The 19,313-nt window shown below is 65.8% G+C and carries 23 protein-coding genes, 1 tRNA gene, 2 pseudogenes and 1 riboswitch; of the genes and pseudogenes, 15 read left to right on the top strand and 11 right to left on the bottom strand.

The window, feature by feature from the left end; genetic code table 11:
- Positions 1-10 precede the first annotated feature (10 nt).
- Positions 11-1,672 carry an ABC transporter permease gene (locus ACSYG9_RS16225; protein WP_454839141.1) on the bottom strand — a complete coding sequence of 554 codons (1,662 nt, stop codon included), beginning with the start codon at positions 1,670-1,672 and terminating at the stop codon, positions 11-13.
- A complete protein-coding gene (locus tag ACSYG9_RS16220) occupies positions 1,669-2,589 on the bottom strand; it encodes an ATP-binding cassette domain-containing protein (RefSeq protein WP_454839140.1) in 921 nt (306 codons plus the stop codon). The genes ACSYG9_RS16225 and ACSYG9_RS16220 overlap by 4 nt, the downstream gene beginning before the upstream one ends.
- Positions 2,590-2,668: 79 nt before the next feature.
- Here ACSYG9_RS16220 and ACSYG9_RS16215 point away from each other — a divergent pair, with 79 nt between their 5' ends.
- Positions 2,669-3,175 (top strand): GbsR/MarR family transcriptional regulator, encoded by a 507-nt coding sequence (locus ACSYG9_RS16215; RefSeq protein ID WP_454839139.1) that lies wholly within the window; start codon positions 2,669-2,671, stop codon positions 3,173-3,175.
- A gap of 37 nt (positions 3,176-3,212) precedes the next feature.
- Here ACSYG9_RS16215 and ACSYG9_RS16210 read toward each other — a convergent pair whose 3' ends face one another.
- A complete protein-coding gene (locus ACSYG9_RS16210) occupies positions 3,213-4,754 on the bottom strand; it encodes a SulP family inorganic anion transporter (protein ID WP_454839137.1) in 1,542 nt (513 codons plus the stop codon).
- Between the two features lie 203 nt (positions 4,755-4,957).
- Between ACSYG9_RS16210 and ACSYG9_RS16205 the strand changes: the two genes are divergently transcribed.
- Positions 4,958-5,329, top strand: a complete 372-nt coding sequence (locus ACSYG9_RS16205) for a MerR family transcriptional regulator (protein WP_454842969.1) — start codon at positions 4,958-4,960, stop codon at positions 5,327-5,329.
- A gap of 204 nt (positions 5,330-5,533) precedes the next feature.
- On the opposite strand, the pseudogene ACSYG9_RS16200 reads toward ACSYG9_RS16205, so the two are convergent.
- Positions 5,534-5,832: pseudogene (locus tag ACSYG9_RS16200) on the bottom strand (amino acid permease); the annotation flags it as partial.
- Between ACSYG9_RS16200 and ACSYG9_RS16195 the strand changes: the two are divergent.
- Positions 5,830-6,152, top strand: a pseudogene (locus ACSYG9_RS16195) (arsenate reductase/protein-tyrosine-phosphatase family protein); the annotation flags it as partial. The pseudogenes ACSYG9_RS16200 and ACSYG9_RS16195 sit on opposite strands and share 3 nt — an antisense overlap.
- Positions 6,153-6,234: 82 nt before the next feature.
- Here the strand turns inward: ACSYG9_RS16195 and ACSYG9_RS16190 are convergent.
- Positions 6,235-6,753, bottom strand: a complete 519-nt coding sequence (locus ACSYG9_RS16190; RefSeq protein ID WP_454839136.1) for an ArsI/CadI family heavy metal resistance metalloenzyme — start codon at positions 6,751-6,753, stop codon at positions 6,235-6,237.
- Between the two features lie 92 nt (positions 6,754-6,845).
- On the opposite strand from ACSYG9_RS16190, the gene ACSYG9_RS16185 reads away from it, so the two are divergent.
- Positions 6,846-7,205: an Rv2640c family ArsR-like transcriptional regulator gene (locus ACSYG9_RS16185; RefSeq protein WP_454839134.1), complete on the top strand. Its 360-nt coding sequence runs from the start codon at positions 6,846-6,848 to the stop codon at positions 7,203-7,205.
- 25 nt (positions 7,206-7,230) lie between these two features.
- Here ACSYG9_RS16185 and ACSYG9_RS16180 read toward each other — a convergent pair whose 3' ends face one another.
- Both ACSYG9_RS16180 and ACSYG9_RS16175 read right to left on the bottom strand, forming a co-directional pair.
- Entirely contained in the window at positions 7,231-7,875 is a 645-nt protein-coding gene (locus tag ACSYG9_RS16180) for a response regulator (RefSeq protein ID WP_454839132.1), read from the bottom strand.
- Positions 7,872-8,972 carry a sensor histidine kinase gene (locus ACSYG9_RS16175; RefSeq protein WP_454839131.1) on the bottom strand — a complete coding sequence of 367 codons (1,101 nt, stop codon included), beginning with the start codon at positions 8,970-8,972 and terminating at the stop codon, positions 7,872-7,874. The genes ACSYG9_RS16180 and ACSYG9_RS16175 overlap by 4 nt, the downstream gene beginning before the upstream one ends.
- Before the next feature lie 112 nt (positions 8,973-9,084).
- Between ACSYG9_RS16175 and ACSYG9_RS16170 the strand changes: the two genes are divergently transcribed.
- From ACSYG9_RS16170 to ACSYG9_RS16150, 5 genes are all read left to right on the top strand, one after another.
- Positions 9,085-9,834, top strand: a complete 750-nt coding sequence (locus tag ACSYG9_RS16170) for an ABC transporter ATP-binding protein (protein WP_454839129.1) — start codon at positions 9,085-9,087, stop codon at positions 9,832-9,834.
- A complete protein-coding gene (locus tag ACSYG9_RS16165) occupies positions 9,831-10,598 on the top strand; it encodes an ABC transporter permease (protein ID WP_454839127.1) in 768 nt (255 codons plus the stop codon). The genes ACSYG9_RS16170 and ACSYG9_RS16165 overlap by 4 nt, the downstream gene beginning before the upstream one ends.
- 4 nt (positions 10,599-10,602) lie before the next feature.
- Positions 10,603-11,193 (top strand): DUF998 domain-containing protein, encoded by a 591-nt coding sequence (locus ACSYG9_RS16160; protein WP_454839126.1) that lies wholly within the window; start codon positions 10,603-10,605, stop codon positions 11,191-11,193.
- Positions 11,194-11,236: 43 nt separating this feature from the next.
- Positions 11,237-11,328, top strand: a riboswitch (TPP riboswitch).
- 54 nt (positions 11,329-11,382) lie between these two features.
- Positions 11,383-12,162 carry a 3-oxoacyl-ACP reductase gene (locus ACSYG9_RS16155; RefSeq protein WP_454839124.1) on the top strand — a complete coding sequence of 260 codons (780 nt, stop codon included), beginning with the start codon at positions 11,383-11,385 and terminating at the stop codon, positions 12,160-12,162.
- Entirely contained in the window at positions 12,162-13,499 is a 1,338-nt protein-coding gene (locus tag ACSYG9_RS16150) for an LLM class flavin-dependent oxidoreductase (protein WP_454839122.1), read from the top strand. The genes ACSYG9_RS16155 and ACSYG9_RS16150 overlap by 1 nt, the downstream gene beginning before the upstream one ends.
- Positions 13,500-13,531: 32 nt before the next feature.
- On the opposite strand, the gene ACSYG9_RS16145 is transcribed toward ACSYG9_RS16150, so the two are convergent.
- Positions 13,532-13,987: a MerR family transcriptional regulator gene (locus ACSYG9_RS16145; RefSeq protein ID WP_454839121.1), complete on the bottom strand. Its 456-nt coding sequence runs from the start codon at positions 13,985-13,987 to the stop codon at positions 13,532-13,534.
- A 56-nt stretch (positions 13,988-14,043) separates the two neighbouring features.
- Between ACSYG9_RS16145 and ACSYG9_RS16140 the strand changes: the two genes are divergently transcribed.
- From ACSYG9_RS16140 to ACSYG9_RS16125, 4 genes are all read left to right on the top strand, one after another.
- A complete protein-coding gene (locus ACSYG9_RS16140; protein WP_454839119.1) occupies positions 14,044-14,685 on the top strand; it encodes a class I SAM-dependent methyltransferase in 642 nt (213 codons plus the stop codon).
- A 100-nt stretch (positions 14,686-14,785) separates the two neighbouring features.
- A complete protein-coding gene (locus ACSYG9_RS16135; protein WP_454839117.1) occupies positions 14,786-15,121 on the top strand; it encodes an ArsR/SmtB family transcription factor in 336 nt (111 codons plus the stop codon).
- Positions 15,114-15,548 carry an SRPBCC domain-containing protein gene (locus tag ACSYG9_RS16130; protein WP_440123525.1) on the top strand — a complete coding sequence of 145 codons (435 nt, stop codon included), beginning with the start codon at positions 15,114-15,116 and terminating at the stop codon, positions 15,546-15,548. The genes ACSYG9_RS16135 and ACSYG9_RS16130 overlap by 8 nt, the downstream gene beginning before the upstream one ends.
- Before the next feature lie 49 nt (positions 15,549-15,597).
- Complete coding sequence (locus tag ACSYG9_RS16125; protein WP_454839116.1) at positions 15,598-15,957, top strand: nuclear transport factor 2 family protein; 360 nt, start codon at positions 15,598-15,600, stop codon at positions 15,955-15,957.
- 22 nt (positions 15,958-15,979) lie between these two features.
- Here ACSYG9_RS16125 and ACSYG9_RS16120 read toward each other — a convergent pair whose 3' ends face one another.
- A complete protein-coding gene (locus ACSYG9_RS16120) occupies positions 15,980-17,008 on the bottom strand; it encodes a GNAT family N-acetyltransferase (protein WP_454839115.1) in 1,029 nt (342 codons plus the stop codon).
- Positions 17,009-17,110: 102 nt separating this feature from the next.
- On the opposite strand from ACSYG9_RS16120, the gene ACSYG9_RS16115 reads away from it, so the two are divergent.
- Positions 17,111-17,719 carry a TetR/AcrR family transcriptional regulator gene (locus tag ACSYG9_RS16115; protein WP_454839112.1) on the top strand — a complete coding sequence of 203 codons (609 nt, stop codon included), beginning with the start codon at positions 17,111-17,113 and terminating at the stop codon, positions 17,717-17,719.
- Positions 17,720-17,788: 69 nt separating this feature from the next.
- On the top strand, positions 17,789-17,989 hold the full coding sequence (locus ACSYG9_RS16110) for a hypothetical protein (RefSeq protein WP_440123521.1): 201 nt from the start codon (positions 17,789-17,791) through the stop codon (positions 17,987-17,989).
- A gap of 14 nt (positions 17,990-18,003) precedes the next feature.
- On the opposite strand, the gene ACSYG9_RS16105 is transcribed toward ACSYG9_RS16110, so the two are convergent.
- A tRNA-Ala gene (locus ACSYG9_RS16105) sits at positions 18,004-18,076 on the bottom strand.
- Between the two features lie 145 nt (positions 18,077-18,221).
- Complete coding sequence (gene sepX, locus ACSYG9_RS16100) at positions 18,222-19,076, bottom strand: divisome protein SepX/GlpR (RefSeq protein ID WP_454839111.1); 855 nt, start codon at positions 19,074-19,076, stop codon at positions 18,222-18,224.
- Positions 19,077-19,313 lie beyond the last annotated feature (237 nt).

Genomic DNA, 19,313 nt, shown 5'->3' with positions numbered 1-19,313 from the left:
CCCAGGGTGGTCAGGTGGTCTCCAGGTCGCGGTGGCGGAACCCCGCCAGGCCGATCACGGACACCGCGAACGCGACGATCGTGAGCACGATCAGCGAGGCCCAGGACAATGCGTCCATCGGCAGGCGCGCGATGTGCTCGAACGGGGACAGATCGTGCACCCACCGAGGCAGATCCATCAGCGGCCCGAACGTGCCGATGATCATGGCGAACCCGAACACGGCCCATACCGCCCCGACAGCCCGCGGCAGGATCCCGTACAGGCATGCCGCCACGGCAAGCACCGTCCACACCGCCGGAACGTAGGTCAGGTGAGCACCGAGGATGGTCCCGACGTACTCGCTCTCACCGACCGAGACCGCGCTCGCCACCCCCAACGCCAGACCTACGACGGCCAGCAGAGCGACGACACCCGCGGCGAGGACCAGCAGATAGCCGCCCATCCACGCCACGCGCCGGGTTGCGGTCGCCAACACCGGTTCGGCCCGTCCGGCAGTTTCCTCGCCGCGCAACGACTGGACGCCGAGAATGACGAAAACGACCACGATCAGCGCATCGAACAACGCCATCGTGGCGAGGTAGCCGTCGAGCATGCGGGTCGGGTCGCCGCCCATGACCTGCACCACCGACTCGGGCATGTCTGCAAACGCATCGACCAGTGGCCGGGTGATGACGCCGTAGACAACGCCTCCCACACCGAGGGCGATCGCCCACCAGGTCAGCGCCGAGCGCTGTAACCGAAAGGCCAGGGCAACAGGTGAATTCAGCCATGTTGGCGCCTCGCGGTTCCCGCGCCGCGGCGCGACCAGGCCCGCGCCCAGGTCTCGCCGCGCCGACAACGCATATGCCGCGGCGGTGGCCGCCACGAACAAGCCCACCGACAACAGCAGCGGCCACCAGCGACCGTCCACATATGGCCGGGTCTGCTGCGACCACGCCAGCGGGGAGAACCAGGACAGCGGGCTGCCGCCGTCGCGGAGCATGTCGCCGGAGGCGCGGATCACATACGCCAGGCCCAGCACTGCGCCGGCCGCTCCGGCTGCCGCGCGGGAAAATGCGGTGACCTGGACTGTGATCGCGGTGATTCCCGCGAACACCAGGCCGACGGCGCCGACGCTCGCGCCGAACAGCAACCCGTCGGCGGTGTCGAGGCCGGCGGCGGCGACCGCCCCGGCCAGCAGCACACTGAGCGCGAGGTTGGCCGAGGCAGCGACGATCAGCGTCGCCGACAGGGGCGCGTGCCTGCCGACGACAGCGGCGCGGACCAGTTCGGCGCGGCCGGTCTGCTCCTCGACTCGGGTGTGCCGGGACACGAGCAGGATGTTCATCAGCGCGGCGAGCAGCATCAGATACAGGCCGTACACACCGACGATGATCCGTTCCAGCGTGGGCTCGTCGAGACCGAATCCGGGTCCGGAGACGAGTGCACCCATCACACCCCGGCCGAACTGACCGACCGAGCGTAGGTCGTCCGGACTTTGGTAGAGCTGTTGCAGCGCAACGCCGTAATACAGCACCACCAGGGTGATACCCAGGATCCATGCGGGCAGTTTGATGCGGTCGCGGCGCAGAATGAACCGGATGAGGGTGCCGGTGCCGGCGAGTGGCTCGCGTGGCCCGAAGCCGGTACGGCGAGCAGCTGCACCGACGCGCGGACCTGCACTGGTGGTCATCGCGGCACCGTGTCGTGGTCGTTGCTGTCGGCGACCTCATCTCCGTAGTGGCGGAGCATGAGCTCTTCGAGGGTGGGTGGATGGCTGGTCAGCGAACGGATTCCGGCGCCCTTGAGCACGCCGATGGCGGTATCGATCGCCGCTCCGTCCACGGAGAATCGCACGCGGTCGCCGTCGGTGACGACGGCGTGGACGCCGTCGAGACGGTCCAGCCCGGAGACCCGCCCGACGGTCACGGCCTCGACGGCCGTTCTCGTCAGGTGTCGTAGCTGCACCAGGGAACCGGATTCGATGATCCGTCCGCGTCGGATGATGCTGACCCGGTCGGCGAGTTTCTCCACTTGGGCCAGGATGTGACTGGACAGCAGCACCGTGGCACCGGCGGAAGTGGCTTCGCGGACGATGTCCTGGAAGACCACTTCCATCAGCGGGTCGAGACCGGCGGTCGGTTCGTCGAGGAGCAGCAGGTCGACGTGGGATGCCAATGCGGCGATCAACGCCACCTTCTGCCGGTTTCCCTTGGAGTAGGTGCGGCCCTTTTTGGTGGGGTCGAGGTCGAAGCGTTCGATCAGGTCGTCGCGCTGCCGCGTGTCGACTCCGCCGCGCAGCCTCGCGAACAGGTCGATCGATTCGCCGCCGGTGAGAGTGGGCCAGAGTTCGACGTCGCCGGGGACGTAGGCGAGGCGTCGGTGCAGGGACACGGCGTCGCGCCAGGGGTCTGCGCCGAGCATCGTGCATGTGCCCCGGTCGGCCTTGAGCAGGCCGAGGAGAATCCGGATGGTGGTGGTCTTGCCGGCCCCGTTGGGTCCGAGGAAGCCGTGTACCTCGCCGTGGGCGACCTCGAGGTCGAGACCGTCGAGCGCGTGGACGTTGCCGAACGATTTGTACAGCCCCGCAATGGTGATGGCGTTGCTCATGAGAGCCACGCTACGATCATTTCACAAATTTGTGAATGGTCTGAACTGTATAAATTTCGTAAGTTTCGAGGAGGTCAGGGTGTCTGGTGCTCAGCCCGATCCGCACCAAGAATCGGTGTTGAGGTTCGTCGAACAGTTCGCGCTGCTGCTCACCGACGGGGGCATGCCCCGCATGCCGGCGCGGGTCTTCGCGTTCGTGCTCGCCGACGACGCCGAGCGCTACACCGCGAAGGAACTTGCCGACGGCCTGCGGGTGAGTCCGGCCGCAATCTCCGGTGCGGTGAACTATCTCGTCCACACCGGGCTGCTCGGTCGTGAGCGCGAACCCGGCGCCCGGAAGGACAGCTACCGCGTCTACGACGACGACGTCTGGTCTGCGATCACTCGCCAGCGCCAACAGGTGATCGAGAGGTGGGTCGTGTTCCTGGCCGAGGGCGTCGAACTGCTGGATCAGGCCCGCCCTGGGGCACGTCGTATCCGAGAGACGTTGGAGTACTACAGGTTCATGTCCGCCGAACTTCCGCAGGTGATGCAGCGCTGGCAAATCCACCGACGCGAAGTGTTTCCTGACGCTCGACCTCGGTGAGGAGAGAGCGGTGGATCATCTCGGCCCAGCGACCTGATCAGTGGCCGTCACCGAGACGGCCGGAGAGCCGATTCAGGCGTTCGAGGCTCGCACCGTCGAGGCCGATGATCTCGACGGTTTTGCCTTTACTCGCGTATTTGCGCCTGATCGAATCGAAAGTCGCCACGGTCGAGGCATCCCAGATGTCGGCACCGGTGAGGTCGATGACGACATTGGTCGGGTCGTCGACGTAGTCGAACTGATAGACCAGGTCGTTGGATGAGGCGAAGAACAACTCGCCGTGCACCTTGTAGACGCGGGTATCGATGGTGCCGTCATGGTCGGAATCGACGTCGGACACCTTCTCGATGCTGATCATGTGCGCGACTCGGCGCGCGAACAGCACCATCGCGGTGACCACGCCGAGGATCACCCCGATCGCGAGGTTGTGCGTCACCACGGTGGCGACGACGGTCACAGCCATGACGAGGGTTTCGCTGCGGGGCATCAACTTCAGGGTGCGCGGATGGATGCTGTGCCAGTCGAGGGTGGCGACGGAGACCATGATCATCACTGCGACGAGGGCGGCCATCGGGATCACGGCGACGATGTCGCCGAGGGCGACGACGAGGATCAGCAGGAACACCCCGGCCAGGAAGGTGGAGATGCGGGTGCGGGCGCCGGAGACCTTGACGTTGATCATGGTCTGGCCGATCATGGCGCAGCCACCCATGCCCCCGAAGAACCCGGTGACGATGTTCGCCACGCCCTGGCCCCAGCCTTCCCGGGTCTTGTTCGAGTGGGTGTCGGTGATGTCGTCGACGAGTTTTGCGGTCATGAGCGATTCGAGCAGGCCTACCAGTGCCATGGCCAACGCATACGGGGCAATGATCGACAAGGTGTCCATGGTCCACGGCACGTCCGGGAAGAACAAGGCCGGCAGGGATTCGGGGAGTTCACCTTCGTCGCCGACGTTCGGGATGCCCCAGCCGAAGATGAGGGCAGTGGCGGTGAGCAGGACGATCGCAACGAGCGGCGCGGGGACGAGCGTGGTGATCTTGGGCAGGAAGAACATCACGGCCAACCCGGCCGCGACCATCGGATACACCAAGACGGGCACGTCGATCAGGTGCGGCAACTGCGCGGTGAAAATCAAGATTGCGAGCGCGTTGACGAAACCGATCATCACGCTGCGCGGGATGAATCGCATCAGCTTGGCCACGCCGAGGATCGAGAGCAGGATCTGCAGCAGGCCGGCGAGGATGACGGTGGCGATGAAGTAATCGAGGCCGTGCTGCTGCGCGACCGGTGCGATGACCAACGCGATCGCAGCGGTGGCGGCGGAGATCATTGCCGGCCGGCCGCCGACGATAGAGATCGTCACGGCCATGGTGAACGAGGCAAACAATCCGATCCGCGGGTCGACGCCCGCGATGATGGAGAACGAGATCGCCTCCGGAATCAGCGCCAGTGCAACGACGAGACCGGCGAGAACCTCGGTTTTCAGGCGTCGGGGGGAGCGCAGCGCGGCGCGCACCGAGATAGCGGGATCGTCGTCTGCCTCGTGGACAGTCGGCGCTTTTCCGGCAGGAGTGGTCACAGGCGTCTTTCTGTCCGGGGATGAATCGGGGAGAGCGGGCCAGGGGCCCACGGCGGACGGGACTGCGTCGTCGCGTCCACGGAACGCGGCGAACTCTACCCTCACGTAAGGGTAGAGTTCGAATCGAGGGACGCCGTCCCAGTACGGTGGACACTCGACCAGGGCGACAAGGGAGCAGACAGGTGACGATCGAGTGGGACCATATGCAGATCGGGCAGGTGGCTACGCGCACCGAACTCTCGCTCAAGACCATCCGCCACTACGATGAGGTCGGCCTGGTCACCCCGTCGGCCCGCAGCAGCGGCGGGTTCCGGCTCTACACAGAGGACGATGTGCAGCGTCTGTTGGTGATCCGGCGGATGAAGCCGCTGGGGTTCTCGCTCGAGGAGATGCGTGAGCTATTGGCTGCACTCGACACGATCGCCGGTGCCGACGCCGCCCCGGATGCGGTCGCCGGGGCCCGCACGGTACTGGCCGGATTCTACGAGCGCGCCGAGGACAGCTGCGCCCGGCTGCGCACCCAAGTCACGTATGCGGAAGAGCTGACGTCCATTCTGAAAACGCACGCCGGCTGACATTGAGGCCTCATTGCCGAGTGCCTACGAAGACCGCCCTGTCGCGGCCGAATTCAAAGATTCCCGCGCTGGCAAGCAGCGTCGCCCGGCTCGCGATCCATCGATCGCCTCCGCATATCGAGGTGGCTCTGCTGGGCCCTCTGGCTCTGGTTCCGCGGCGAGACGCGTGGTCCCGGCGCTCGGGCTACTCGGGTGTCTCACCACCAGCACGACCACCACCAGCCCCACCGCGATCTCGGCGCGATGCGGGACATGGAATCGAGAGTGCACCGCGGACCCGGGCGTGAGGCAGGTGCCGGTCGCGGACCATTGCCAAAGGGGTGCGAGAGACCCTGAGGATCAGCGCCGGCAGCGAGCCCAAGGGCAGCGACGACGGCAGCCCCACCCTGGACCACGGGAACCAGCCAGCCCGCCCCGGCGGCACGCACGGCTTCGGCCAACGGAGCCGTGGCCTCGCCGAGTTTCTGAGGTCCCAACACGTGCAGCACCGCCAACGCGACGACACGATCGAGGTCCGATCCACAGGCTCTGCTCCGGCCGAACACGTCAACCCGGCTGCAGTCGCAGCCATGGCCGAGGTCGGTATCGACATCTCCACTGAGAACCCGAAGATCCTCACTGTCGATGCGGTGCAGGCCTCCGATGTGGTGATTACGATGGATGCGGCGACACCTGTCCGGTCTTTCCTGGCACGTCCTACCGCGATTGGGTGCTCGAGGATCCGGCCGGCCAGGGCATCGAGGCGGTCCGGCCGATCCGCGACGAGATCAAAGCCAAGGTCGTAGCCCTGATTGCCGAAATGGTTCCCGGTGCTACCCCATAGATGAGATCAGCGTTCGCTGTGCTCACCATGAATGCGAGTGCCCTCCCGAATCCGGATTCGGGAGGGCACTGCCACTCGGGTGTCAGCAACACGCGCTCGTCTGCGCGGTCTGCGTGCCGTTCGCGCCGTCGGTGGTAGCGGCCGCGGCGGCCGACCCGCAACACACCGCGTCAGCGGAGTTCGCGTCCCGGTCGGCGCTCTCGCCGGCGAGCAGTTTCGGGCTGCTGCCGAAGGTCTCGCTGTCCGCCAGCACGGTGTAGACCTCCCATTTCTCCCCTGCCGGGCCGGTGACCCACACCTTGTCCTGTGTGGCGAAACAGCAGGTGGTGCCGATCTCCTCGTCGGTGAACAACCCCGCGTCGGTCAGGCGGGCAATCTCGGCATGCACCTTCTCGCTGGAGTCGACCTCCACGCCGAGGTGGTTGAGGGTGCCGCCCCGGCCGGGGTTTTCGAGCAGCACGAGCTTGAGCGGCGGCTCGGTGATCGCGAAGTTGGCGTAGCCGGGCTTGAGCTTGTTCGGCTCGACACCGAACAGCTTCGAGTAGAACGTCACTGCCTGTTGCAGGTCGTCGACGTTGAGGGCGAGTTGAGCGCGGGACATGAGAACCTCCACCTGTGAGACATACATCGAATTATTAAGGTTCAGTCTCCCCCCTTTTTGACATATGTCAAGAAGGTGGGGAGGATGGAAACATGCCCAAGGCCCTGCCCGTCGTCGACATCACCGCCCCGATCTGCTGCGCCCCTGTCTCGGCTGCTCCGATGAACGCCGACGCCGCTCTCGAGGTGGCATTGCGGCTCAAAGCGCTCGCCGACCCGACTCGCATCCAGCTGATGTCGATTCTGCTCACAGCGGACGCCGGTGAGGTGTGCACATGCGACCTCGCCGGCGCGGTGGGCCTGGCCGAATCAACCGTCAGCCATCACCTCGGGCAACTCCGTAGAGCCGGAATGGTCGACTCGACCCGACGAGGCATGAACGTCTATCACCGAGTCCACGGTGAAGCCCTCGACGCCCTGCGCACGGTACTCGATCCGAACTGCTGCCGCTGATCTGCCCGGGTCGTCCTCGGGCCACTCAGCGTAGAACTCCGTCGTGGAGTGCCCGCAACACCGCGTTGGTCCGGTCGCGGGCACCGAATTTGAGCAGAATCGACGACACGTGGTTCTTCACTGTGCCCTCGGCGAGGAACAGTGCCTCGGAGATTCGGCGGTTGCTGAAGCCCTCGGCCATCAGGCGAAGCACTTCGAGTTCGCGGTCGGTGAGGCGCTGCGCGGGCGGCGCATCGACGCCCGCGGGCGACGGGCCGGACCGGATCGCGCGGAGAAGCCGGTCGGTGATCGACGGGGCGATGAGCGTTCCGCCGTCGGCAAGGGTCCGCACCGCGTGCGTCAACTGGTCGAGTGTGACGTCCTTGAGCAGGTAGCCGCGCGCTCCCGAGCGCAGAGCATCGAGCACGAGGGCGTCGTCGTCGAATGTCGTGAGCACGAGGACCGGGACCGCGACCTCCCGCTCACGCAGGCGATCGAGCGTCCAGATGCCGTCGTACCCGGGCATCCTGAGATCCAGCAGGACCACGTCGGGGCCGGCCTCGGCGATGACGTCGAGGGCCACCCGACCGTCGTCCGCCTCCCCGACCACGTCGATCTCGGCGACCTCCAGCAAACTCCGGATTCCCTGACGCACAAGCGTCTGGTCGTCCACCACCACAACGCGGATCATGAGATCGGCACTCTCGCTGTGACTCGGAACCCACCGTTGCCGTCGAATGTGGCGTATCCGCCCAGAGCTTCGAACCGTTCAGCGAGGCCGCGCAGACCATTGCCGACGGTCAACTTCCGGGTGCCTGCCCCGTCGTCGGTCGCGGACAGGACCACGCTTCCGGCCTCCGACGAGACCTCGACGCGAACTGTACGAGCATCGGCGTGCCGAAGCGCGTTCGTCACGATCTCCTGCACCGCACGCACGAATGCCGCAGCCTGCTCTTCTCGGACCTCCACATCGGATGCGACGTCGATCTGCACATCGAGCCCGGGCAGATCGCGCACCACACGGTTCAAGGCGACCTCGAGATTCAAGGGCTCGACTCGCAGCTCCCCTACCGTGGACCGGACGTCGGCGAGCAATTCCCGTGCAACTCTGTTTGCTCGCTCGACGTGTTCACGGGCCCGGTCACCGTCGCGGTGCCGTGCGGTCTCCAGCTCGAGAGCGAGCACCGTGAGCTGGTGACCGATGAGGTCGTGCAAGTCGCGGGAGATCCGCAGTCGTTCCGCGGTGCGCGCGGATTCCGACAGCAGGACGGTCGCTGCCTGGAGTTCGACGTGTGCTTCGGCCAGCTCCCGCCGCATCCGCTGTTCCCGCAGCAGCGACAACGAACTGAACAGCGTGGCCAGCTGGATGAGGAGATAGAAGCCTGCGGTCAGGATCGTCGCACCCGTATCCCCGGTCTGCTGCGCCGCCGCGAAGGCGATGACGAGCGTGTTGAGAACCACCACGAGCAGACCCGCGCGAACCGGTACGACGTAGACACTCACGGCAGCGACGACGACGAGCAGAATCGGCAGCGGTCCCATCCCCGGCGCGGTCGCCACCACCGCCCAGCCGGAGACGACGGCCACCGCGAACGAGACCTTGCCTGCCGACGGTCGTTGGGCCGCAGCGGCACCGAACAACGCGACGAGCAGGACACCGAACAGCACGATCCATGCGGCGCGCGGGATCTCGGTGTGAGCGCCGCCGAACAGGATCGGTCCGCCCACCACAACCGAGACGACGAGCATCGCCACGCCCGACAATCCCTCAGGTGACCATCGATGCACGACACCACTCTAAGCCGCGACCATCATGCTGAGCGGGTGCCGAAAGTCATGGTCGGCATTCCTGACATCCGGCACACGCGATCACGCACGCTCGGCTCATACCGTCGGCGTCATGAACATCAGCGCCCCGGGCAGTACCCCGGCGATCGTCGCCGAGCACCTGTGCAAGAGGTACCGAGACAAGGTCGCGGTCGACGACATCAGCTTCACACTCGGGGTCGGCGAAACCCTCGGGATCATCGGGACGAACGGGGCGGGAAAGACCACCACCGTCGAAATGGTCGCGGGCTTGCGATCGCCCGACGGTGGACGTGTGCGTGTTCTCGGCGTCGATCCCCACCGCGACCGTGCGCACGCCCGACAGATTCTCGGAGTTCAGTTGCAGGCGGCCACCCTCCACGGGGCGCTGACCGTCGCCGAACTCGTCGGCCTGTATCGCACCTTCTATCCGGCACCCGCCGGTGCCGCAGAACTCTTGGAGATGGTCGGTCTCACCGCGCAGCGAGGAATCCGATTCGAGAAGCTCTCGGGTGGTCAGCAGCAGCGGTTGTCGATCGCGCTGGCACTCGTCGGACGGCCACGAGTGGTCATCCTCGATGAACTCACCACCGGCCTCGACCCGCGGGCCAGGCGACAGATGTGGGAAACGGTCGAGAGATTGCGCGACGACGATGTTGCGGTCCTCCTGGTCAGCCACGCAATGGAAGAGGTCGAACGTCTCTGCGACCGTGTGGCCCTGCTCGACGCAGGCAGGCTCGTCGCTCTGGACACTCCGTCCGGACTCGTTTCGGCAGCATCGGCGAACAACCTCGACGAGGCATTCGTCGCCCTCACCGGAAAAGAACTGGAGGACACCGTATGAACACCGTCACCGAAACCCGGCGTCCCGGTCTCGCGGCGTGGCTGACACTGATCGTGTGCGAGGCGAAGATGGTGGCACGCGACACTGCGGGTCTCGTCGTTCCGATCGGACTCCCGCTGTTGATCCTCGTCATGAGTGCGTCGTCTGCGAGCGGCGAGGTTGTGATCAACGGACGGTCAGCGCTCGATGTGTACGTTCTGCCGCTGGTGTTCACGATCATCATCGCCACGATCGGCGTCATCAATATGCCGAGCTTCCTCGCGTACTACCGTCGCACGGGGATTCTGCGCCGGCTGTCGGTGACGCCGGCGTCGCCTGCGATGGTCCTGGTGGCGCAGGTCGTGGTGAGCGTGCTGCAGACCCTGGTCGGGCTCGGTGCGGCGCTGATCGTCGCGATCGTCTTCTTCGACGCCCGGCTACCTGTGCACCCAGGCACTGCTCTCGGTGTCTTCGTGCTTTCGATGGCGGCGATGTATGCGGTGGGAATGATCGTCGCGGCGATCTCCCCGACCCCGAACTCCGCGGTGGCGATCGGTCTCGTCGCGTTCTTCGCACTCGGCGCGACCGGCGGCTTGTTCGGCAGCATCGATTCGCTCCCGGAGCCCGTTGCCGCGGTGGGAGAGTGGCTACCGTTCGGCGCCTCGTCGCAGGCCATGTCCGCGGCATGGGCCGGAAGTCCGGCCGATCCGGCCCATTTCGTCGCGCTCGGCGTGGCGATCGTGACCGGTGTCGTCGTTGCGGCGGCGCTCTTCCGGTGGGAATGACCGCGTGACGATCATCGGTTCGGTCGCGCTCACGGTCTTCGTCGTGGTCTTCCTCGTCGAGGGGTGGACCCGCCCCGGCTATCACCCGGTACGCCAGCCCGTCAGTGCGCTCGCACTCGGCCGCCGAGGCTGGATCCAGACCACCAACTTCATCGCGTGCGGCGTAGGAGTGGCCCTCGGATCCGTCGGCGTCGCCGACGCATTCGGCAGTGTGTTGCTCGGCGTGACGATCGGAGTGTTCGGCGTCGCCCTCGTACTCTCGGGACTCTTTCCGATGGATGCGATGCGTGGATATCCGCCGGGCACACCGGACCGCACACCGACGGAGTACACGCGCCGCCACAAGATTCACGACCACGCGGGTGCAGTCGTGTTCACCTCGCTTCCTGCAGCCGCGATCATCGCCGCGTTCACGGTGTCCGGCGCCGCGTGGACATGGTTTTCGGGCCTGACCGCCGGCGCGCTGAGCATCGGCTTCGTCGCATTCGGGCAGGCGTGGGAAAACGACGCCCGGCTCGCCGGGCTCGTGCAGCGGGTGGTGATCACCGTGGGCTGGGCGTGGCTCGCGTTGCTGTTCGCCCATGCCGGAACGTGACGTGCTCCGGCGTTGCCCGTGCACACTGCTAACCTGGCGTTCGGAACTCGACACGGGGTGCCGGAAACGGCTGAGACCACACCCGTAGAACCTGATCTCGATCATGCGAGCGAAGGGATGCCGAGTCGGCAACAGGCCAGTGGACCGATGCCGCCTGTGTATCCCTCGCTCCGAAGGGAAGGCGCCACAATGGCTCTCGTCACAACGTCACTGCAGAATCAGATCGTCCTGATCACCGGCGCAGCCCGCGGGCTCGGCAGCAGCATCGCGCAGGCCTTCGCGGACGAAGGCGCGTCGGTCGTGGTGAACTACCGACGCAGCGGCGATGCAGCACAGGCTCTCGCCGAGAGCATCGGCTCCGAACGAGCGATCGCCGTGCAGGCCGATGTCACCGACCGCACGCAGGTACAGGCTGCGTTCGACCGGGCGCGCGAACACTTCGGACGTCCGGTGACCACCGTGGTGAACAATGCCCTTCCCGACTTCTCCTTCAACGGTGACGCCCGAGACAAGGCCGACGAGATCGGTTACGGTGCGTTCGCAGCGCAACTCGAAGGCGTCGTCGGTGGCGCGGTGAACACGATCCAGGCCGCCTTGCCGGGCATGCGCGAAGCCGGCGGCGGCAGCATCGTCAACATCGGGACCAACCTGTTCCAGAACCCGGTCGTGCCGTACCACGACTACACCGCGGCGAAAGCGGCCCTGCTGTCGACGACCCGCACCTTCGCTGCGGATCTGGGCCCCGAAGGCATCCGGGTGAACATGGTGTCGGGCGGACTCCTGCGCACCACCGATGCATCGTCCGCGACACCTCCTGAGGTCTTCGACCTGATCGCCGCGTCCACCCCGCTGCGTGCGGTCACGACGCCGGAGGACTTCGCCGCCGCCGTGCTGTTCTTCGCGTCCGACTGGTCGCGGGCAGTGACCGGGCAGAACCTCGTCGTAGACGGCGGGCTGGTGATGGACTGATGCCTGCGGTACGCACCCTGCATCTGGGCGCATTTCTGTACGGTGCCGGCCATCATTCTTCGGCGTGGCGGCACCCGGACTCCGCCGCGGAGCGCATCGGCGACATCGCCTACTTCGAGGAACTCGCGCGCACCGCCGAACGGGGCTGCTTCGATGCGGTGTTCTTCGCCGACGGGCACAGCGTGAATACCGCGTACACGGCGGGCACGACGTGGTTTCTCGAACCGCTCACGGCGCTGTCTGCGATGGCGCGGGCCACCGAGAAGATCGGCTTGGTCACCACGGTGTCCGCAAGCTTCTACACGCCCTTCCACGCGGCCCGCATGCTCGCCTCGCTCGATCACATCAGCGGTGGACGCGCCGGTGCCAACATCGTGACCTCGATGTTCGACGCCGAAGCCCGCAACCACGGACTCGAGTCGCTACCGGCCCACGCCGAACGATACGGACGGGCGGAGGAGTTCATCGACGCGATTGTCGCGCTGTGGGATTCGTGGGAAGAGCACGCCGTGATCGCGGACCGCGCTGCCGGGCGTTTCCTGGATGCCGACGCGATCCACCGGATCGAACACCACGGTAGACACTTCCGCGTGGACGGCCCGCTCACGGTGCCACGCTGCCCGCAGGGACGCCCCGTGTTGTTCCAGGCCGGCGCCTCCGACACCGGACGCGACCTCGCAGCACGCCACGCCGAGGCCGTGTATTCGGTCGCCTGGGACCTTCCGGCAGCGCTCGAGTTCGCTACCGATCTGCGGGCCCGCACCGCCGCCGCGGGGCGTGATGCCGCGTCTATCGCGATACTGCCCGGTCTCGTCACCTACGTCGGCCGCACCGACGACGAAGCACACGCGAAGAAGGCCGCATTGGACTCTCTTCTCGATGTCGAGGGTGCTCTCGCCCAGCTCGGGTCGTTCACCGGCCGGGACTACACCGGTCATGCTCTCGACGCTCCGGTTTCGGACCTGCCTCCCATATCGGAGTTCACCGGCCCGCAGGGGCGGTACGCGACGGTGCAGCGAATCATCGAGACGCAACGTCCCACGCTGCGGGAACTGCTCGGATTTCTCGCTGCAGGTGGCGGCCACGCCACCATGATCGGCACACCGGAATCGATCGCCGACCGTATCGAGGAATGGTTCGCTGCCGGCGCCTGCGACGGCTTCAATCTGATGTGCCCTGCCTACCCGGATTCTCTCGTCGACTTCGTCGACCTCGTGGTGCCGGAGTTGCAGCGCCGCGGTCTGTTCCGCACCGAGTATCCGGGTAGGACCCTGCGCGAATCGCTGGGGCTGGAGGTACCGGCTCTACCGCCTCGGCAGAGTGCGGTTGCCGGATAGCGCACGGAAATTGTGCCGGGTCCGAGAAGAACTCATCGAGATGCCTCTTCCGTGACGGTGCGGCCCGAGCCGAAATCAGGACGTGTGTCGGTGCGGTTCTCGAGGAGATCGGCGACGCCTGCCGCGAAATTGGGGCATGTCGCGATGTCGTGAGCGCGGCATTCGAGTGCATGCAGTGTCATCTCCCGGGAGCGGGCCATCTCCGCCATCCGTCGCTCCAGGTCGTCGAGGTGCGCGGTGAGCACCTCGCGCCGCTCGTCCGTCTGCCCTGCCAGCAGGACATGGATCTGGTCGAGACTCATTCCGGCGGCCTTGCTCCTGATGATCACCGCCACCCTGGTGACGTCGGCGTCGCGGTAGCGGCGGCGCCCTGCGCTGTCGCGGTCGGGCGCGATCAGCCCGACATCCTCCCAATGCCGCAATACATGTGTGGCGAGGCCGAAGCGCCCGGCCACCTCACCGATCGTCCACCTCAGACTTGACTTCATGTCAACATGAAGTCGCATTATCGGCGGTGACGCAAGCCCGCACACGAGGAGAGTTCATGCACGCCGACACATCACCGGCACAATTCTGGGAGAACCGATACACCGACAGCGACGGTCTGTGGTCGGGCAACGCGAACGCGTCCCTCGTCGACGCAGTATCCGGCCTGGCACCGGGCACTGCTCTCGACCTCGGCTGCGGCGAAGGTGCCGACACGATCTGGCTGGCACGCGGCGGCTGGGACGCGACCGGAGTAGACATCTCCCGCACCGCCGTCCGCCGCGCCACCGACGCTGCGCGCGCCGCCGGACTTCCCGACGACCGCATCCGGTTCGCCGCGGCAGACCTGGCAACCTGGCGCGAAGACAGCAGCTACGACCTCGTCGCCGCATCGTTCCTTCACTCGCCCGTCGAGTTTCCGCGCACCGACGTGCTTCGCCACGCCGCCGGACTCGTCGCGCCGCGCGGGCACCTCGTGATCGTCTCGCACGCCGCATTCCCACCGTGGGCGGGCGCGGATGCGCACGAGGGGCACGGCGACCATCGGTTCCCGAGCCCGCAGGAAGAGGTCGAGGCACTCGACCTCGAACCGGGCAGCTGGGAAGTGCGGATCGCCGAGACCCGCGCGCGTGACGCCATCGGCCCGGACGGAACCCAGGTCGTACTCGACGACACCGTCGTGGTCCTGCGGCGGCTGTGAGCGCGGGATAGCTATTCCGAGCACTCGAGTCCACGCATATGCATGAGTACAAATATTCATTTGTGCTACCCTCATGGCACTCGATGAGCGGAGGCGAACAATGGGTGCCGAGGCTGCAGCGGACCTCGACAGGGCGTTACGGGCGCTTGCCGACGAGAATCGACGGACGATCCTACGGGTCATCCGCTCCGCTCCGCGCCCGGTGGGTTCTATCGCCGAGGAAGTCGGATTGTCCCAACAGACGACGTCGCACCACCTCGGAGTCCTCCGGAAAGCGGGCCTCGCAACCAGCACACGCGAGGGCACACGCCACTTGTTCACAGTGAACACCGACGGTCTTGCCGCAGTGCGGTCATACCTCGACGATTTCTGGCCGGGGAAGTTGTCTGCACTCAAGACCGTGATCGAAGCGAGGGCGGGCGAGAACCGTGGCTGAGTTCCGAGATTCGATCGACATTGCCGCGGCGCCCGAGACAGTGTTCGAGTACCTCACCACGAACTCCGGGATGACAGCGTGGATGGGCCAGTACGCCGAACTCGATCCGAGACCCGGCGGCCTCTTCGCGGTCGACATCGCCGGCTACCCGGTGCGTGGCGAGTATCTTCACGTCGACTACCCGACCCGCGTGGTCGTCTCGTGGGGATTTGCAGGGAATGCGGATCTGCCCATCGGAGCATCGACGGTCGAGTTCCGGCTCACCGCCGTCGCCGGCGGCACCCGTGTCGACCTCGTCCACTCCGACCTTCCCGATACCGAACTGCGCGGGCACGCCCACGGGTGGGACCATTTCCTCCCCCGTCTGGCCACAGCAGGCTCCGGCGGCGACGCCGGACCGGACGAGTGGCAGCCGCGCGGCGAGTGAACCGACCCGAAAGACATCACTACACGAACGAGAATCGAGGGAGTCTCCCATGCCACAGGAATCCGCCTACGACGTCGTGAAGAACTACCACCGGGCCTGGACGAGCGGGGATGTCGCGCGTGCCATGACCCACGTTGCCGACGACATCATCTGCCGAGCACCGGGCATCGATCTGAACAGCAAAGCCGCGTACCAGGACTTCATCGCCGGATTCGCACCCGCACTCACCGGTGTGGCCGATATCGCCGACTTCGCAGACCGAGATCGCGTCGCGCTCTTCTACTACCCGCAGACCGCAGCAACCGCCACGGCCCCGGCCGCGGAATGCTTCACGGTGCGCGACAGCAAGATCAGCGCGAGTGTGCTGATCTTCGACCGTCTCTCGTACGGTCCGCCCCAACAGGATTGAGGGGACGTTTGCGTGGTGCGGCTCACCGGTCGCTGGCAAGCATCCCGAAGATGAGGGTGTCCGTCCACTCACCTTTGCTCCACCAGTCCCGGCGCAGATGCGCTTCGTGATGCATTCCAACGGCAGTGGCGAGCTTGGCCGAGGCGGTATTACGCGCGTCCATCTGTGCGGAGACACGGTGCACTCGATAGTGGTCGAACGCGACCTGCAGCACCGCGCTCACCGCCTCGCGCGCGAACCCTCTCCCGCCGTGATCGGGGTCGAGCACCCAGCCGATCTCCGCGACTCTGCGGTCGGCGTCGACGAACCACAGGAGAACATCTCCGATCGGCGTTCCGTCGTGTTCGATAACGAGCGCCAGCGCTCGAGCGTCGCTGTCGAGGCCGGTCTTGGCCAGTCGCTCGCTGACCCGCTTGGCGGCGTCATCGCGGCTCCACGGCTCATCCAACAGATACCGCGCGACACTGGATTTCGAGTACAAACGGTGCAACCAACCCATGTCGCCAGACTCGTGGAGCCGGAGACGGAGGCGTTCGGTCTCCACCGGAATCAGCGGGTTCGATACAAGTTCACGCGAGTAGTGCAACAGGACGACCGCTTCGCCGGAGGGGGCGACGTCGTCGACTTCGGCTCCGCACGAGAACCCTGCCTGTTCGAGTACGCGCCGGGAAGCCAGGTTCTCCGGCACGGTGCGCGCTGTCAGACGGGTGAGTCCGCTGCGCTGGGCGAGCGTGTCAGCGAGGGAGAGTGCGGCACCGGCGAGTCCTTTGCCGCGATGGTCGCGGTGCACCCAGAAGCCAACCTCAACCGACTTGTCGGTGACGTCGAACAGAACGAGACTCCCGGCGAACTCACCTGTGGAGGGGTCGCTGATGGCGAGCACCGCGAGGTCGCCGCGCTCCAGCCCCTCGCTGATTGCGCCGTTGATGAGTGCTGTAACGGACGCCTCGGTGTACTCCGGTTCGGGCAGATGCGCGTACCGGCGCACTGAGGCATCGGCAGTTCCCTCGGCGTATGGGCGTGCGTCGCCGGTGTGCATCGCTCTAAGCACGGCGTGTTCGCTGCGAAGCGGGAGGCGCGTGGCATCCAACATACCCCCAAAACTAACATAGTGCGGATAACAATGCGAACATCGTTCGGATAACCTGGAAGGGTGAGCTATTGGGAGCACCCCAAGCCTGTACGCCGCGCACGCGCTGTCGACGTACAGGACATCGCCCGCGCCGCCGTCACCCTGCTGGACGACGGCGGGCTGCGTGCGCTCACCGCTCGCGCAGTCGCGACGCGACTCGACGTGGCTCCCGCCAGTCTCTATTCCCGAGTCGAATCCGTCGATGACCTGTTCGACCTCGCTCTGGATGAAGCCCTCGGCAACGACCCGACCATCAGCCAAGCCATCGCTGATGCACCGCTGCTCGAACTCATGCACGCCTACTACCGGCACCTGACCGACCATCGCTGGGCCTGCCAAGTCATCGGGATGCGCGCACCGCGAGGGCCAAACTACCTCCGACTCTCCGAGCGCATGGTGATCCTGCTCCAGCAGGCAGGAGCACCAGATCCTCTCGGCGCGGCGTACGCACTGTCGAACTTCGCCATTGGCAGCGCCACGACCGCTCCGATGGCAGACAGCGAACGCGCTACGGCGATCGACGTCGAGACCTCCCCCACCTACGCCCGCCTGCATGTCGCACATGGGGCCGACACCGAAGCCATCTTCACTACGGGGATCGCTGCCCTGCTCGAATACGTGGCGAAGTGACTCGTCCCGTACCCACAAGGGTCGTAGTGATCGCGAGTCGCGGCCAGACGCACAGTAACGAGCAAATTCATGGCCAGTGCCAGAGGACTCTGGCCACTGATCGAGCGATGTTCAGCGGCGCGTCGCACTCACTCCACGGGGCGGCTGACGAACCAAGCACTCACCGACGGCATCGAGATCAGCGAATACGAAAGGGCGACGATCAAGCTCGCTGAGCCGTTCGCCGCCCTCGCACCAACCCCCGGCTTCCACCGATGTCAGGTGTTCTAGTACGTCTGAAATTGTGGAGCTGAGGGGAATCGAACCCCTGACCTCTTCGATGCGAACGAAGCGCGCTACCAACTGCGCCACAGCCCCGAGGGTTCCGCAGAACCAACTCGCAAACCTTAGCAAACGCAGACCCTCAACACGAAATCAAGATATAGACGCAGGTCATGGCCTCACAAGCAGGAAAGCCCGCACCCTGTGGTGCGGGCTTTCCGAAGTCGTTTCCCAGTGTCCGTCATGCACCGGAGGCGTGCCGGACGGGGAAGTCGTCGGGTTCGTCGTAACCCGGGTCGAGGTACCCCGGGTCGACGTACTCGGCGTATTCGTCGTCGAACCTGTCGAGGTGCTCGAATTCGGGGTCTTCGTCGTCGAGTTCGAGAACCACGGCCCCCGGGCGACGCAGTCGCGACGGAACCTCGCCGGAGTCGCCGTCGCCCCGCACGTGCACTCCGGTCGCTGCGGACCTCTGCAGCCGGGCCATTCTGCGCCGGCGGATGTCCTGTTCGAGCCGTACCTGACGGCGCAGATAGAAGAGGTAACCGACGAACGCTGCCACCACGAGGGCGCATACCCACCACATCACGGGCGACAGGATCAAACCCAGCGCCGCAGTCATGATGGAGCCGATGAGCAGACCCAAGACCGCGCGCTGGCGGAACTCGTATCGTTCGGCCGATGCCACCGCATCGGCGTGGGGATCGAATCCACCTCGCCCGCGGCGGCGCGGAACGCTCTGACGCGCCGGGGGGTCGTGGGCCTCGTACCGGTGCTCGTCGGAGTCGATCGCCGCAGCGTCGTCGAGGTCGTGGAAGTCGGGTTCGGTGTCGGGCCTGTCGTCGGTCTGAGTGTTCATACGAGCCTCCGCATGGCGGTGCGTGTGATCACGACTCGGACGCCAGTTCGGATCGGTGCGGTGACCTGTCGCGGGGCCTCGGGGGGCCTTCGGCTTCTGGTCGCCCCGATGCAGAACCCGTGTTGCGAGTGCGGCGTCGGTCGTCTGACGGATGCGAGGACGCTTCGTGACCAGCATGGGAACCAGGACGAACAACCACACGGCAACTAGCCCGATCCACAGGAGTGAGTTCGGCATTCCGGCGGCCCTCCTCCCAGTTGTCGCCTACCAGTCCGTCGACGCCACTGACCTTTCCCAGGTTAACGGCATCATCACTCTTATCTCTACAGAAACGCCGACTCAGACGGCTACTGCCGTCACACTAGTCACGCGAAACCATGGGACACACTCTTCACTCTAGTCACACACGTATATCTCTGCGGTGGGGATTGTTACTCATGTTGCACGTAACTTGCATTACACGCAGCACACCGT

This window comes from Rhodococcus sp. SJ-2 (assembly GCF_053750035.1).
The sequence above is the reverse complement of the archived record's forward strand: the minus strand, read 5'-3'. Positions and strand labels throughout refer to the sequence as shown.

Coding starts and splice junctions, on each gene's coding strand:
- ACSYG9_RS16225 (WP_454839141.1), bottom strand. CDS start 1,672: ATGACCACCAGTGCAGGTCCGCGCGTCGGTGCAGCTGCTCGCCGTACC.
- ACSYG9_RS16220 (WP_454839140.1), bottom strand. CDS start 2,589: ATGAGCAACGCCATCACCATTGCGGGGCTGTACAAATCGTTCGGCAAC.
- ACSYG9_RS16205 (WP_454842969.1), top strand. CDS start 4,958: ATGCAGATCGGGCAGGTGGCTACGCGCACCGAACTCTCGCTCAAGACC.
- ACSYG9_RS16190 (WP_454839136.1), bottom strand. CDS start 6,753: ATGTCCCGCGCTCAACTCGCCCTCAACGTCGACGACCTGCAACAGGCA.
- ACSYG9_RS16185 (WP_454839134.1), top strand. CDS start 6,846: ATGCCCAAGGCCCTGCCCGTCGTCGACATCACCGCCCCGATCTGCTGC.
- ACSYG9_RS16180 (WP_454839132.1), bottom strand. CDS start 7,875: ATGATCCGCGTTGTGGTGGTGGACGACCAGACGCTTGTGCGTCAGGGA.
- ACSYG9_RS16170 (WP_454839129.1), top strand. CDS start 9,085: ATGAACATCAGCGCCCCGGGCAGTACCCCGGCGATCGTCGCCGAGCAC.
- ACSYG9_RS16165 (WP_454839127.1), top strand. CDS start 9,831: ATGAACACCGTCACCGAAACCCGGCGTCCCGGTCTCGCGGCGTGGCTG.
- ACSYG9_RS16155 (WP_454839124.1), top strand. CDS start 11,383: ATGGCTCTCGTCACAACGTCACTGCAGAATCAGATCGTCCTGATCACC.
- ACSYG9_RS16150 (WP_454839122.1), top strand. CDS start 12,162: ATGCCTGCGGTACGCACCCTGCATCTGGGCGCATTTCTGTACGGTGCC.
- ACSYG9_RS16145 (WP_454839121.1), bottom strand. CDS start 13,987: ATGAAGTCAAGTCTGAGGTGGACGATCGGTGAGGTGGCCGGGCGCTTC.
- ACSYG9_RS16140 (WP_454839119.1), top strand. CDS start 14,044: ATGCACGCCGACACATCACCGGCACAATTCTGGGAGAACCGATACACC.
- ACSYG9_RS16135 (WP_454839117.1), top strand. CDS start 14,786: ATGGGTGCCGAGGCTGCAGCGGACCTCGACAGGGCGTTACGGGCGCTT.
- ACSYG9_RS16125 (WP_454839116.1), top strand. CDS start 15,598: ATGCCACAGGAATCCGCCTACGACGTCGTGAAGAACTACCACCGGGCC.
- ACSYG9_RS16110 (WP_440123521.1), top strand. CDS start 17,789: ATGGCCAGTGCCAGAGGACTCTGGCCACTGATCGAGCGATGTTCAGCG.
- sepX (WP_454839111.1), bottom strand. CDS start 19,076: ATGCCGAACTCACTCCTGTGGATCGGGCTAGTTGCCGTGTGGTTGTTC.